The organism is Rosettibacter primus (assembly GCF_036860675.1).
Classification (GTDB): domain Bacteria; phylum Bacteroidota; class Ignavibacteria; order Ignavibacteriales; family Melioribacteraceae; genus Rosettibacter; species Rosettibacter primus.
This window is the reverse complement of record NZ_JAYKGK010000007.1, coordinates 23,617-39,032: the sequence shown is the minus strand read 5'-3', so window position 1 is coordinate 39,032 and position 15,416 is coordinate 23,617. Positions and strand designations below refer to the sequence as shown.

The window sequence follows — 15,416 nt, the reverse complement described above, 5'->3', positions numbered from 1 at the left end:
ATAACCCTCTGCGATATTTCACAGAGGGTTATTCTAAATTAAATTTATTTTTTCTTTGTTCTGCTTTTTGATTTTACAGATGTTTTCCTTAGCGTTGATTTTTTTGTTTTAGTTTTCTTCTTAGCTACAGGTTTAGTAACTTTTTTCTTTTTCTGTGTTTTTACACTCTTCTTAACTGTCTTCTTTTGAACCAATTTTGATTTCATCTTTGCTTTTTTCTCTGGCTTAGCAGCTTTTTTTATGACAGCAGTTTTCTTCTTCTCTTTAATCTTCTTCTGGCTTTCAGCTATTAGATTAAGCGCGCTTCCTGCTTTAAACCATTCAATTTGTGAAGCACTAAAAGAATGATTGAGCCAGATTTCATCTATTGACCCATCACTATGCTTTACAATCAACTTTAATTGTTTTTCTGGTGCAAAGTTTTTAAGTCCGACCAAACTCAATCTATCATCTTCCTGAATTTTATCATAATCTTCAGGATTAACAAAAGTCAATGGAAGCATTCCCTGTTTCTTAAGATTTGTTTCATGAATTCGTGCAAAACTTTTTGCTATTATTGCTTTTCCGCCAAGATACCTGGGTTCCATTGCTGCATGTTCACGGGATGAACCTTCTCCATAATTTTCATCACCAACTACAATCCAGCCCAATCCTCTTGCTTTGTAATCCCTTGCAACTTCATGAACCTGTTTATATTCACCTGTAAAAATATTTTTTGCTTGACCTGCATTTCCTGTAAATGCATTTATTGCACCCAAAAACATATTCTTAGAAATATTATCAAGGTGACCGCGATATTTAAGCCATGAACCAGCAGGTGAAATATGGTCAGTAGTACATTTACCTTTTACTTTTAACAGAAGTGGTAAATCAATAAAATCATTTCCATCCCATGGTTCAAAGCGTTCAAGAAATTGAAGGCGTTCACTGTTCGGGTCTATTTTTACTTCTGTTTTATATCCTTCAGGCGAAGGAGCTAAATACCCTAATGTATCTTTTTCAAAACCTTTTTCAGGAAGTTCATCACCATATGGAGGGTCAAGTTTAACCTGCTCTCCATTCTCGTTAGTTAAATAATCTGTCTCGGGATTGAAAGACAAACTTCCAGCAATTGCAAGTGCTGTTACAATTTCTGGACTTGCAATGAATGAATAAGTCTCGGGATTATTATCATTTCTTTTTGCAAAATTTCTATTAAATGAATTTATGATTGTATTTTTTTCACCGGTTTTTATATCCATTCTCTTCCACATGCCAATGCAAGGTCCACAAGCATTTGCAAGAACTGTCCCTCCAAATTCAGTAAGCACCTGAAGCTGGCCATCTCTCTCAATTGTAGCTCTTACCTGTTCTGAACCCGGAGTAATAGTAAATTGTGTTTTAGCTTTCAGACCTTTAGCACGTGCCTGTCGTGCAATATTTGTTGCGCGGTCAATATCTTCATAACTTGAGTTAGTACAACTTCCAATTAAAGCAACACTTATTTTGTCCGGGTAATTATTTTCTAAAACAGCTTCTTTCATCTTTGAAATTGGATGAGCAAGGTCAGGTGTAAATGGTCCATTGATATGCGGTTCAAGTTCATTAAGGTTAATTTCAATAATCTGGTCAAAATACTTTTCTGGTTCTGCATAAACTTCGTCATCAGCTTTAAGTTCATCTGCTAATTTTTCAGCAAGTTCAGCAACATCAGAACGATTAGTCTTTCTCAAGTAATTAGCCATTTTTTCGTCAAATGGGAAAATTGAAGTGGTGGCTCCAACTTCAGCCCCCATATTACAAATTGTAGCTTTTCCTGTGCATGAAATAGATTTTGTTCCTTCACCAAAATATTCAATAATTGAACCTGTGCCGCCTTTAACAGTCAAAATACCTGCAATTTTCAAAATAACATCTTTTGGTGAGGTCCAGCCTGAAAGATTTCCTGATAACTTAACGCCGATAAGTTTAGGCCATTTTAATTCCCAAGGCATGCCAGCCATTACATCAACAACATCTGCACCGCCAACACCGATTGCAATCATTCCAAGTCCACCAGCATTTGGAGTATGAGAATCAGAACCAATCATCATTCCGCCCGGGAATGCATAATTTTCCAGAATAACCTGATGAATTATGCCAGCACCAGGTCTCCAGAAACCAACACCATATTTTTTGCATATACTTTCGAGAAATTCATAAACTTCTTTGTTTTCCTCGATAGCTCTTTCAAGATCTTCTTTTGAACCGCTTTGAGCAACAATTAAATGGTCGGCATGAGCAGTAGCAGGAACCGCAGATGTTTTTCTTCCGGCGTGCATAAATTGAAGCATTGCCATTTGAGCTGTTGCATCCTGCATGGCTACGCGGTCAGGTGCAAATTCAGCAAAATCTTTTCCGCGTATGAATTCTTGCTTTACAGGATTCCAGAGATGTGCGTAAAGAATTTTTTCTGCATAAGTCAACGGTCTGCCAACCACCTTACGGGCATCTCTAACCTTCTTTCTGAATCCTGCATATACTTTCTTTATCATGTCAAAATTTTCTGTCATATCCTCCTCTTTAATAAAATTCAATGCAAAGATAAAAAATTTTAGATTGTGTTTTGGAAGTAATTAAAGCTGTATCAGAAAATATTAAGAAAAAAATCTATTACCCGTATAATTCTGTTTCTACTAATTCACAAATTATATGGGCAATTGTAATATGACCCTCTTGAATTCTTTGAACATTTGAAGAAGGTACAACTATTTGCAAATCAACTTTATTTTTTAATTTTCCTCCATCTCCTCCAAGCAAACCAATCACAAATAATTTTTTTTCTTTAGCTTTTTCTACTGCATTAATAATATTTAACGAATTACCGCTTGTAGAAATTGCAATTAAAACATCCCCCTCATTTCCAAGTCCTTCAATACTTCTTGCAAAAACATTTTCGAAACCAATATCATTACTTCCAGCTGTCAGATTTGATGAATCTGTTGTTAATGCAATTGCTGGTAAAGCAGGACGATTTATTTTATGACTTAATCTTATCATTAATTCAGTTGCAATGTGCTGTGCATCAGCTGCACTTCCTCCATTGCCACATAATAAAACCTTTTTGCCTTTTCTGTATGCATCAGAAATTATTTCGACTGCTTTAAGAACCTCATCTCTACAGAATTTCTCTATGTTTAATTTTGTTTCTGCACTTTCTCTTAACGAATCAGAAAAAAATTTTTCTTTTTCTATCATAATTGCCTCTAAATTTCTTTTCAAAGATAAGAAAGTTTATTATCATTCTATAAACAAAATAGGTTTTAAGTATGAACAGGAAATCTTCGAAAAAAAATAATTTTAATTTCCCTGTATTCTGCGATTATTCATGTAAATATGCCTCGTTTGGAAAACCATCAGCAGTTGGAGCATGCAGAAAAGAATTGGCAGTATGGTGTAAATATTTCAAAAAATATAACAATAAAAACAACAAATGCTTATCGGGATTTTAGATAGAAAGCCTTGAATACGTCTATAATAAAAATTGTTCTATACACTAACATTTTTTAAGTTGCAGTTAAATTTTAGACAATTATTGTATGACTAAAACAAAAAGTTTTCTATTCTGGTTCTTAGCATTACTAATAACAATTTCATCTGCAATTTATCAAAGAATTACAGGTCCTACTTACCCCCTTAGAGGCGAGATAAAATTTGAGAATAAAACAATTAATTATAAGTTAGAAAGAAGTCATTCTTCCAATCAAAATTATACAATAAATATCAAAACTGAAGATGAAAATATTAGAGGTATTTTATACTGGAGGAGATATAAATTTGACAAAGATTACAACAGAATTGAAATGACAGGAAATAAAATACTAAGTGCTGAGCTTCCTAAACAACCTCCTGCAGGAAAACTTGAATACTTTATTGAATTAAAAAAAGATGACAAAAAAATTTTTATTCCAGAAAATAGAACTGTTGTTATTCGTTTTAAGGGAGATGTACCTGCATGGATATTAATTCCACACATTTTAATTATGTTCACTTCAATGTTATTTTCAACACGTGCAGCATTTGAATTTTTTAGTAATCAACCTAAATTAAAATTCTATACATGTTCTACAATTATTACTTTGTTTATTGGTGGATTTATACTTGGTCCTTTAATGCAATACTATGCATTTGGTGAATTCTGGACAGGTATTCCTTTTGGTTTTGATTTAACAGATAATAAAACTTTAATTGCAATGATTGGATGGCTCGTTGCATTTTATAAAATTAATAAATCAGATAATCCAAAAAGGTGGATTTTATTTGCATCAATTATAATGTTAATTGTTTACTTAATCCCTCACAGCGTGCTTGGTTCTGAATTAGATTACAGCAAGTTTAATACAAAATGAAAACAATGATAAGCTAATTTTAATAATCATGTTCGAAAATTGAGAAATTCAGGGGAACTACAAAAGTGCCAAATCAAAATAGATTCCTTAGATAATTGGAGATAAATTTATGAATCAATTAGAAAACAATATTTCGCAAGGACTCCCACCAAATGCTTATACTGAACTTAAACCCGGAGAAAAATATATTCCAATCATGCTGCCCGACAAGGAATATCCTGAAGTAACTCCATATTCTGTCATTACAGGAATAATAATGGCTGTAATATTCACAGCTGCTGCGGCTTATCTTGGATTAAAAATCGGTCAGGTCTTCGAAGCTGCAATTCCAATTGCAATTCTTGCGGTTGGTTTATCTGCTTCATTAAAAAAGAAAGGAGCACTTGGACAAAATGTAATTATTCAATCAATTGGTGCAACTTCAGGGACGATTGTCGCTGGTGCTATTTTTACAATTCCTGCTCTTTACATTCTTGAACTTCAAGCAGATTTTTATAAAATATTTTTTGCATCTCTTCTTGGTGGGTTTTTAGGAATACTTTTTTTAATTCCTTTTCGTAAATATTTTGTTTCGGAAATGCATGGTAAATTTCCATTTCCAGAAGCTACAGCTACAACTGAAGTTCTTGTAGCAGGTGAAAAAGGAGGGAAACAAGCGTTAGTATTGGTCATAAGTGGATTAATAGGAGGAATTTATGACTTTGTTGTTGCAACCTTTGGATGGTGGAGTGAATTATTTACAACTAAAGTTATTCCAATTGGTCAAACAATAGCAGAAAAAATTAAATTAGAACTTCGATTAAGTGTAAGTTCAGCCATTCTTGGATTAGGTTATATTATTGGATTAAAATATTCTTCAATTATTGCTGCTGGTTCATTTCTATCATGGTTTGTTCTTATTCCCGTTATAGCCTATTTCGGAGATTATATTACTACACCTATTGGAGCTAATGTATCTCTTCTAATTAAAGATATGTCACCCGAACAAATTTTCCGAGCATATGTTCGACACATTGGCATTGGTGGGATTGCAATGGCTGGATTTATTGGAATCATTCGTTCATCTGGAATAATTAAAAAAGCTTTCTCTCTTGGATTTCAAGAACTATTTGGTAAAAAAACAAATGAAACCGGAGAAAGAACACAAAGAGATCTCCCAATGAAAATTATATTCGGTGGTATTTTATTAACTGCTATTCTAATATTTATTTTCTTTTTATTTGGTGTTGTAAACAATTTGTTTCAGGCTCTCGTTGGTTTGTTAATTGTGCTAATAATTTCATTCCTGTTTACCACAGTTGCGGCTACAGCAATAGCAATTGTAGGTACTAATCCTGTCTCAGGCATGACTTTAATGACTTTAATTTTATCATCTGCTGTGTTAGTATCAGTTGGCTTAACAGGAACCTCAGGAATGATTTCTGCATTAATTATAGGTGGAGTAGTTTGTACAGCTTTATCTCAAGCAGGTGCATTTATTACTGATTTGAAAATTGGTTACTGGCTTGGTTCATCACCTTATAAACAAGAAAGATGGAAATTTGTTGGAACAATCTTTTCTGCTGCTACTGTAGCATGGATAATCATGGTATTAAACGAGACCTATGGTTTCAGAGGCGAGAATGCACTTGTAGCTCCTCAGGCAAATGCAATGGCAGCAGTCATTAAACCATTAATGTCAAATCAGCCTGCACCATGGATGCTTTACTTAGCAGGTGCTTTCTTTGCATTAATTCTTACAATAATTAAAGTGCCGGCACTTCCATTTGCTCTTGGGATGTACATCCCATTAGAATTAAATACACCGCTCTTAGTTGGAGGCTTAATTGCCCATTTCGTATCAACAAGAAGTAAAGATGAAACAATTAACAATTCAAGAAGAGAACGCGGGACATTAATTGCTTCTGGCTTTATTGCTGGCGGCGCTCTCTTCGGTGTGATAAGTGCTATACTAAGATATGCAGGTTACAATTGGGTTAATCTTGAATGGCAGGAATCGAACACCGCTGAATTGCTCGCTCTCATTATGTTTACATTAATTTCAGCTTATATGATATGGGATTCATTTCGAATCAATAATAAAGAATAATTACGGTTCTCTTGCTGATTAAAGAATTTTTTACTTTTGCCTGTTAAAAAATTTTATGCTTTTTAAAATTAAATACTATATTTCTGGAATATGAAGATGAAAACAAAAATATTTTTTACAGTAATAATTCTGGTGTTAACTATGCAGGAAACAATATTCACACAAAATAAAGAAAGAAAAGATGTCCCAGAAAAATATAAGTGGGATAATTCTGTTCTTTACAAAAATCTTGATGAATGGAACCAAGAAAAAATTGAAATTGAAAATCAAATTGAAAAAATAAAAACATATCAAAATAAACTCTGTGAAAATGCCAATACATTTTATGATGCTCTAAAACTCTACTTTGAGACATTAAAAAAATATTATAAACTATCCGACTATGCTTTCAGACTTGCAGATGAAGACTTGAGAATCAGTGAACATCAAGCATTAAATCAGCAGGCAACTACACTTGGAACAAAACTAAACGAGGCTTCATCTTTTATTAATCCAGAAATCTTAAAAGCCGAACCAGAAAAAATTAAAAGATTCTTTGACGAGAAAAAAGAACTTGATGAGTTCCGATTTTATGTAAATGATATTTTGAGATTGCGAGAACATACTCTATCGGCACGAGAAGAGGAAATACTCGCAAGTGCTGGACTAATTACTTCTACACCAAGCGAAGTCTATGGAATTTTTGACAATGCAGAAAAACCAAATCCAAAAGTAAAATTATCGACTGGCGAAGAAGTTGAACTTACATCTGCTGCTTACACTAAATATAGAACTGTTCCTAATCGTGCAGATAGAGAACTTGTAATGAAATCTACATTTGAAAATTATAAAAGATTTCAAAATACCATAGGAGCTAATCTTGCTGGAAAACTGAGAGCTGATTATTTCTATGCAAAGAATAGAAAATATAAAACTGTTCTTGAAAGCTCTCTTAATGTTAACAATATACCTGTTTCTGTTTACGAAAATTTAATTAATCAGATAAATAAAAATTTACCTACACTTCATCGTTTTTTAAGGTTAAAATCAAAAATGCTCGGGGTTGAACAACTTCATTATTATGACCTTTATACTCCGCTTGTAAAATCAGTCGAATTTAAATTCAGTATTGAAGAGGGACAAAAACTTTTACTCGAAGTTTTCAACCCTATGGGTGAAGAATATGTCAACACAGTTAAAAAGGCTTTCGAAGAAAGATGGATTGATTATCTTCCAACAGCAGGAAAAAGAAGCGGCGCTTATTCATCCGGAGCTGCTTATGAATATCATCCTTATATTCTTATGAACTGGACTGATGATTATGAATCAGTTTCAACACTTGCTCATGAACTTGGTCACACAATGCATAGTTATTTTTCTAATAAGCATCAACCATTTGTTAATTCTCAATATTCAATTTTTGTAGCTGAAATTGCATCCACAATCAATGAAACATTACTCAACCATTACATGGTTAACAATGTAAAAACCGATGAAGAAAAATTATACTTGCTTGGTTCTTATCTCGATTTATTGAGAACAACAATATTCCGTCAAACATCATTTGCCGAGTTTGAACTGGAAATTCATAAGCGAATTGAAAATGGCGAACCGCTTACTGGTGAAGATTTAAGCAGAATTTATTATGACATTGTAAAAAAATATTATGGTCACAATGAAGGCATTTGCATAGTTGATGATTACATTGCTTATGAATGGGCTTATATTCCTCATTTTGTAAATTATACTTATTATGTTTATCAATATTCTACTTCTTTGATTTATGCAACTGCATTTGCAGAAAAAATATTGAAAGAAGGTCAGCCTGCAGTAGATAAATTTTATAGCATTTTAAAAGGCGGCAGTTCAGACTATCCAATAGAATTAATTAAAAAGGCTGGACTTGACCCGCTCTCATCGGAAGCATTTGATTTAACAATGGAAAAGATGAATAAGGTAATGGATATGATAGAAGAGATAATTAACAAACAAAAATAAAATCATTGGAACTGTCTAAAAAGTAAATTTTTTATAATAATAACAGTTAACCAAATTCATTTTTTGATTTTGCTTACTAGAGCTCTTTGCAAGTCTTATTTATTAACTGAATTTTACTTAATTAATTCAGCTTTAACTTGCGCAATGCTAAACCAATTGCTGTTTCTATGGAATATTTTTCGTCGAGATATTCAATCACTAAACGGCAGAATTCTTTTATATATCTTCTCGGAATTAATATTCCATAAAAAGCAGCGGCTAATTCTAAAAGCTTGTTCATTTTACCTAATACTCCTTTTCCAGTTTTATTATCGTATTTTTTAATTAAATGTTTACAGTTAAAAATTTATGACAATCAAAGAAGCAAGAAAACTTTTCCCTCACTTAAAAACTGAACAAATTTATTTCAATCATGCATCACTCGGTCCTTGGTGCGATTTAGCATTAAAAAGAATTAATGAATATGCTCTTCAAAGAAGCGGCGAAAAAATTGAAAATTATGAATATTTTCTTAAATGGAATTTAAGTGCAAAAGAAAAACTCGGAAAGTTAATAGGAACAACACCCGATAGAATTGCATGGATTGATAATGTTTCAAATGGATTAAACTTATTAGCTCAGGGTTTGAAGTGGAATTCTGGAGATAAAATTATTCTAAACGATATTGAATTTCCTTCCAATGTTTATCCTTTTATGAATTTAAAAAAACATGGTGTGGAGATTGAATTCATAAAAAATCGTAATGGAATTGTTGATATTGAAGATATTGAAAAAGCAATAACACCAAAGACAAAATTAATCTCAATCAGTTATGTGCAATTTTTGACAGGTTACAGAGCAAATATTGATGCCATTGGCGAACTGTGCAAAAAGCATAACATAATATTTTGTGTAGATGCTATTCAGGCAGCTGGAGTTGTTCAGATTGATGTCCAAAAATCTAAAATTGATTTTTTAGCAGGCGGAACTCAAAAGTGGTTAATGTCTTCTCAAGGCTTATCTTACATTTTTATTACAGAAGAACTTCAAGAGCAAATTGAGCAAAAGTATGTTGGTTGGATATCGGTAGAAAACGCATGGAATTTACTCGATTACAATTTAAAATTAAGAAAGAATGCAGACCGCTTTCAAACTGGAACTATTAATGCACTTGGAGTAGCAATTTTTGATGCCGTATTAAATCTTTTTATTGAATTTGGAATGGAAAATATTGAAAGTTGTATTTTAGATAACACAAATTACTTTATAGAAAAATTATCAGAATTAGGTTTGAATCCCATATTAAAAAATGTATCCCCTGAAAACAGAGCGGGTATAATTACATTCAAACACAACAAATCAAAAAAGATTTTTGACGAATTAGAGAAACAAAAAATTTATTGTGCGGTTCGAGAAGGAATGATTCGTTTCTCACCGCATTTTTATAATACAAAAGAAGAAATTGATTGTGTTCTTGAAAATCTCAATGAAATCATTAAAAAGATAGAGTAATTATAAGTTCTTTCTATTCGTTCGGATTATAAGTCAATTCAACTTTTACATGAAAATCTGCACCGCTGAATAATGTATATTTAACTTCACTGATTGTGCATTTATAATCTTCACCAACCAAATCGCTAACAACTTTTGCAATTGCATTCTCAAGTGTACCAATGCTCACATTTTTAAGTTTGTTTTTCAAAAGTTTATCAACATCTAAGGTTTTATCCTGTTCTGCCATTTTATTGTCTCCTTTTATTTTTTCGTTTGATTAGACGAATACAAATGTGCTTAGTTGGGAAAATTTCAGCTGCGAATAAAATTCAACAACTCTTCTGTTTTTTCTTTCATTAATTTTTCGTTTCCTCTTGATTCAACATTTAAACGCAAAAGCGGTTCGGTATTGCTCATTCTCACATTAAAACGCCAATCAAAATATTCAACACTAACTCCATCTAATTCATCAATTTTTCCATCACTATATTTTTCTTTTATTGCAAGAAGTTTTGCCTTCGGATTTTCAACTGTTGAATTAATTTCACCTGAACATGGATATGCTTTTATCATTCCTTCAACAAGTTCAGAAAGTTTTGCATTTTCTTCCGATAAAAGTTGAAGTATCAATAAAAACGGAATTATACCACTATCTGAATATGAATTATCTCGAAAGTAATGATGTGCAGACATTTCTCCACCATAGATTGCATTAACTTCTCTCATCTTTTGTTTTATAAAAGCATGTCCACTCTTAGAAATCACAGGTATACCACCTGCTTTAGTAACCACATCTATAGTATTCCATGTTAATCTTGGGTCATAAACTATTTTTTCTCCAGGATGATTTTTTAATATTGATTTTGCAAGCAGTCCAACTATATAATAACCTTCAATAAAATTTCCTTTTTCATCAAAAAAGAAACAGCGGTCGTAATCACCGTCCCATGCTACTCCCAAATCAGCATTATGTTCTATTATTGCATCAATTGTAGACTTTCTATTTTCTGGAAGCAATGGATTTGGTACCCCATTCGGGAAATTTGAGTCGGGCTCAAAAAATACTTTGACCATATTAATCGGAAGAAATTTTTCTAATTCATTCAATGCAGGACCAACACAACCATTCCCCGCATTAAGAACAACTTTAAATGGCTTAATTTTTTGTGAGTCATAAAATTTATTCAGATTGGAAATGAAATCATTCATTATATTTTTCTGGTAAGTTTTCCCCTTTTGAGAAGCTTCACTTCCAAGATTATCATTTAAAATCATTTTTTCAATTTCATTAAGACCTGAATCGTAACCCAAAGGAACGGAACCTCGCTTAACAAATTTTAATCCGTTATATTGAGGTGGATTGTGACTTGCTGTAATCATAACTCCACCATCTGCATTCAAGAATGGAGTCCCAAAATAAATCATTTCCGTTCCACATAATCCTATATCAATAACATCACATCCTGCATCATTTAATCCATTTGCAAGTGCTTGAGATAACTCTAAGGATGATTTTCTTACATCTCTTCCAATAACAACAAGTTTTGCATTTAAATAAACAGCAAGTGCTCTCCCTATTTTGTAAACTAATTCAGAATTTAATTCCTGGGGAACTACTCCCCTTATATCATAAGCTTTGAAAGAAGAAATTCTTTCCATTACATAACTCCATAATCTTTATCTTAAAAATAATGAATAAATTCTAAACGAACATAATTGAGTTGAAAAAGATTTGATGAATTAGAAAAGTTTTGATAAAAACCGATTTGAAATTTGTTCTTAATCAAAGTTTGCCTGCTTTATAACTTAATAAAGATTGATTTAAAAATTATAATAGTTAACAATCATGAATCATTCATAAATGAAAAACCATTTGCATAAAAGTTGTTTTTCATAAAGCATGGGGTTAAAAGAATTTTTGAGTCTCACTTTTCACAATTGTAGTGAACTTGATTACTTAATATTCTCATCAACTGGTTTGTTTACTTTTCTACAGCAGAAAGATTTTAAGAAAGACTATTAACATTAATGAAACAATGACTTTGAAATTGCTATATACTTCCAGTTTAATTTCATAAATTCATAAAATTTGTTAATCTACAATTGAAAGTCAAAAAAACGAATTTTACTTTATAATGTGGACTTTTATATGATATGTCAATAAACAACAAGAAATATTATTATAGAAAAGAATAAATTTCTTTTACTATACTTTCTGAAGCTCCGATGTTGTCTCTTACAAACTTGCCACAAATTTGGCCAATATTTTTTCTGTATAATTCATCAGAAAAGAGTTTTCGCAAAGTTTTATATGCAGATTTTTTATTATGAATAACTAATCCTCCTCCAATTTCTCTTAACTTAATTGCTTCTTGACTGTTTTCGTGTTTAGGACCATAAATCACAGGAATTCCATATACAGCCGGCTCAAGAACATTATGAATTTGCTTAAAGCTTCCTCCTACATAAGCAACATCTGCATAGTAATACAGTGTAAGCAATATTCCAATTGAATCCACAATAATAATTTGTTCATTATTATAATTATTCATGAATGAAAATCTTATAGTTTTATATTTTTTGTAAAAATAATTTTCTATCTTCTCAAGGTGAATGAGTGTCGGTTCGTGGGGAACAATTATCACAACAACATCTTTATCATATTTTAATAAATTAGTTACTGCTGGAAATATTACTTCCTCATCGCTCTCCCATGTGCTTCCCAATACTAAAATTTTTTTCCCTTCAAAAATTCCTTCGCGGAACAATTTTTTTTCTTTTGCCTGAAGACTTTTTTGATAAACCCTGTCAAATCGGGTATCTCCTACAGCTTTTATTCTTTCTGGATTAACTCCAAACATTAAAAAGTTTTTCACATCATTTTCAGAAACAGCAAGAATTTTTTCTGCACATGAATATATATGTTTATGAAAATTTTTTATTACTGGTAAATAACGTTTATTATTATTTCGCATTGTAGCATCTACAATAAAAAAAGGAATCTTTTTATTTTTTAGTTGCCAAATCATATTTGGCCATATATCGTATCGCATAAATATTGCAAGAACTGGGTCTATCATTTCCAAAAATTTTTCTGCATGTTTTGGAATATCAAAGGGCATATAACAAATTACATCCGCATAAGGATATTTAAGTGAATTACGATAACCAGAGGGAGAAAAAAAAGTAACAATTATATTGACATCTTTTTCTGATTTTATTTTTTCAATTATTGGCTTTGCCTGTTCAAATTCACCCATAGAAGAAGAATGAACCCAGATACTTTTCTTCTTTCTGTCAATTTTTGAAAGGTCTTTCTCAAGATTCGAAAAAAGATTTTTTCTATCCTGTATACTAATTCTGATTTTTTCATTAAGAAAAGGAGAAATTAAAACTAAGGCATATAATGCAGGATAATAAAAAATATTATAAAGCAAATACCAGATTATTCTCATAATTCATTTAGAAAGTTTATTACGTTATGAAAAACAAAATCAGGGGTTAAATCTTTCATACATTTAAAATGATTTTCTGGGCATTTTTCTTTTCCAATATGACTGCAAGGTCTGCAAATTAATAATTCATTCTCGAGTATCAAATTCTTTATTTTGTATGGTACAAATCCAAATTCTTTCACACTTGAACCAAATATTACTACAACTGGTGTATTCACTGCAGCAGCTGTGTGCATTAATCCCGAATCATTTGTTACTATCAATTTGCATTTTTTCATATAAGCAGCAGTTACAAGAATTTCATCATTGTTCTGCAGATTAATACTATTTGGAATTTGTTTGCTTATCTCAGAGCATATTGTTTCATCATCTTTCCCACCAAAAATTAGTACAATAAACCCTTCTCTCGAAAGTTTTTTCCCAAGTTCAATAAAATATTCAGGCAACCATCTTTTAGTAAAATGTTTTGAACCCGGACAAAAACCTATAATGGATTCATTCTTAAAATCAAAAATTTTATTTTCAATTTCTTCTGGAATAAATATTTCCAGACCATCACTATCTAATTGAATATCAGGAAATGAATTTGCATATCTTTCAACAATTGTTTTTGATTTTCGTAATAAATTTATTTTGAAATTAACAAGTAAAAATTTTTTTACGGAGTGTTTGTTAAAGCGGTAAACCGGAGCTTTTAAATTAAATGTTACTTTTCTGCTTCTAAAATTATTTTGTAAATCAAGAATAAAGTTGTATTTGTTTTGTTTAAGTTCATTTAACAATTCTTCAATATGTTCTGTATTAAACTCGTAAACTTTTTCCAGATACTGGTTATATTTTAAAACATCTGCATACTGACTTCTTACGAGAAAATCAATTTGAGAATTCGAATATTTTTTTTTCAATGCGCGTATAATTGGAGTTGTGAGTAACACATCTCCAAGCGAGCTTAACCGAATTACTAATATTCTTTTCAAATTTTTTCTTAACAATAAATAATTTTGAACCAAAAATTAGATAATAAATTTTAGCATTCAAAGTTCTGGTTGGAAGTAAGTTCATTCTTAATTATTTTTCGACAGAAAAAATAATGAGATTGAGAAATGACAACATTACCACCGCCGGCAACAAAACTATTTCCAGAAGATTCGCTTGAAAAGAAATGTTACAATATTGCCGAATCATTAAAAGAATATATACCTATAATGAATGAAAGATACCGACTTGGATTTAATTTATATCGTTATATGAAAGGCGAGGGAGACCCACCGGAAGTATTTATTAAAACAGCAAAAATTAAATTCGAACATATTTCAAGAGAAGAGTTAATAGAAAAAATTAACAATTCAATTAAATCACTATCTACTTAGCAATATAAAATTATCCTTTTTCTACAATGTTTTGCTTTGTGCTACAAATTTCCATTTGTGAAAATTTTTGTAATTCGTATCTGTGTTACTAAATTCTTACTGACATTCTTAGGAAACCGCCGTTATTTTCTTCCCTGTCATTCTGAAGAGACCGCTAATAGGTGGACGACGAAGAATCTAATCTCAATTTTTTGTTTTAATGAGATTCTTCATTTCGCTTCACTCCATTCAGAATGACTTTTTATATTACTGCATCATTTGTAAAAACATGCAAAAAATCATAATACCAATATTACATTTCAAAGAGATTCTTCGATTTTAGACTTTATCACAATTAATCATTATAAAGAACTCTCCCTAACTCCCTCTCTTAAAAAGAGAGGGACTTTAAGCCTCAGAATCTTTACTTCCTGAATATTTTCTTTAATTTTTTTAATAACATAAAATAATTCATCAAAATGATATATATTTTTCTGTCATTCTGAGGCGACCACCGTTAGGTGGACTACGAAGAATCTAGTCCAAATTTTTTGTTTTAATGAGATTCTTCATCCCGCTTCGTTCCATTCAGAATGACTGTATTATTCTTTTTTGTTGAGATACTTCGTCCGCCTGCAGCGAACTCAGTATGACTATTATTATGTTATTTCCTTATCAGAATTTTTTGTTATAATTTTTGTCTTGT

At 31.4% G+C, this 15,416-nt stretch carries 13 protein-coding genes; 6 read left to right on the top strand and 7 right to left on the bottom strand.

All coding sequences use genetic code 11. The features are described from left to right. Positions 1-44: 44 nt before the first annotated feature. Positions 45-2,531 (bottom strand): aconitate hydratase, encoded by a 2,487-nt coding sequence (locus VJY32_RS09865; RefSeq protein WP_353677743.1) that lies wholly within the window; start codon positions 2,529-2,531, stop codon positions 45-47. Between the two features lie 100 nt (positions 2,532-2,631). Further along, positions 2,632-3,216, bottom strand: coding sequence for a D-sedoheptulose-7-phosphate isomerase (locus VJY32_RS09860; protein WP_353677742.1), 585 nt, complete (start codon positions 3,214-3,216; stop codon positions 2,632-2,634). Between the two features lie 71 nt (positions 3,217-3,287). Here VJY32_RS09860 and VJY32_RS09855 point away from each other — a divergent pair, with 71 nt between their 5' ends. From VJY32_RS09855 to pepF, 4 genes are all read left to right on the top strand, one after another. Next, positions 3,288-3,470 (top strand): hypothetical protein, encoded by a 183-nt coding sequence (locus VJY32_RS09855; protein WP_353677741.1) that lies wholly within the window; start codon positions 3,288-3,290, stop codon positions 3,468-3,470. 87 nt (positions 3,471-3,557) lie between these two features. Beyond that, positions 3,558-4,367, top strand: a complete 810-nt coding sequence (locus VJY32_RS09850; protein WP_353677740.1) for a hypothetical protein — start codon at positions 3,558-3,560, stop codon at positions 4,365-4,367. Positions 4,368-4,476: 109 nt separating this feature from the next. Further along, a complete protein-coding gene (locus VJY32_RS09845; protein ID WP_353677739.1) occupies positions 4,477-6,456 on the top strand; it encodes an OPT family oligopeptide transporter in 1,980 nt (659 codons plus the stop codon). A 96-nt stretch (positions 6,457-6,552) separates the two neighbouring features. Further along, complete coding sequence (pepF, locus tag VJY32_RS09840) at positions 6,553-8,433, top strand: oligoendopeptidase F (RefSeq protein ID WP_353677738.1); 1,881 nt, start codon at positions 6,553-6,555, stop codon at positions 8,431-8,433. A 121-nt stretch (positions 8,434-8,554) separates the two neighbouring features. Here the strand turns inward: pepF and VJY32_RS09835 are convergent, their stop codons facing one another. After that, on the bottom strand, positions 8,555-8,713 hold the full coding sequence (locus tag VJY32_RS09835; RefSeq protein WP_353677737.1) for a hypothetical protein: 159 nt from the start codon (positions 8,711-8,713) through the stop codon (positions 8,555-8,557). Positions 8,714-8,781: 68 nt separating this feature from the next. Between VJY32_RS09835 and VJY32_RS09830 the strand changes: the two genes are divergently transcribed. Next, positions 8,782-9,924, top strand: a complete 1,143-nt coding sequence (locus VJY32_RS09830; RefSeq protein WP_353677736.1) for an aminotransferase class V-fold PLP-dependent enzyme — start codon at positions 8,782-8,784, stop codon at positions 9,922-9,924. 13 nt (positions 9,925-9,937) lie between these two features. On the opposite strand, the gene VJY32_RS09825 is transcribed toward VJY32_RS09830, so the two are convergent. The 4 genes from VJY32_RS09825 to waaF form a co-directional block, all read right to left on the bottom strand. Further along, entirely contained in the window at positions 9,938-10,153 is a 216-nt protein-coding gene (locus tag VJY32_RS09825; protein WP_353677735.1) for a hypothetical protein, read from the bottom strand. Between the two features lie 65 nt (positions 10,154-10,218). Next, positions 10,219-11,565 carry a phosphohexomutase domain-containing protein gene (locus VJY32_RS09820; RefSeq protein WP_353677734.1) on the bottom strand — a complete coding sequence of 449 codons (1,347 nt, stop codon included), beginning with the start codon at positions 11,563-11,565 and terminating at the stop codon, positions 10,219-10,221. A 521-nt stretch (positions 11,566-12,086) separates the two neighbouring features. Continuing rightward, positions 12,087-13,361, bottom strand: a complete 1,275-nt coding sequence (locus VJY32_RS09815) for a 3-deoxy-D-manno-octulosonic acid transferase (protein ID WP_353677733.1) — start codon at positions 13,359-13,361, stop codon at positions 12,087-12,089. Then, positions 13,358-14,338 carry a lipopolysaccharide heptosyltransferase II gene (gene waaF, locus VJY32_RS09810; RefSeq protein ID WP_353677732.1) on the bottom strand — a complete coding sequence of 327 codons (981 nt, stop codon included), beginning with the start codon at positions 14,336-14,338 and terminating at the stop codon, positions 13,358-13,360. Before waaF ends, VJY32_RS09815 begins: the two co-directional genes overlap by 4 nt. Before the next feature lie 126 nt (positions 14,339-14,464). On the opposite strand from waaF, the gene VJY32_RS09805 reads away from it, so the two are divergent. Further along, positions 14,465-14,731, top strand: a complete 267-nt coding sequence (locus VJY32_RS09805; RefSeq protein ID WP_353677731.1) for a hypothetical protein — start codon at positions 14,465-14,467, stop codon at positions 14,729-14,731. Positions 14,732-15,416 lie beyond the last annotated feature (685 nt).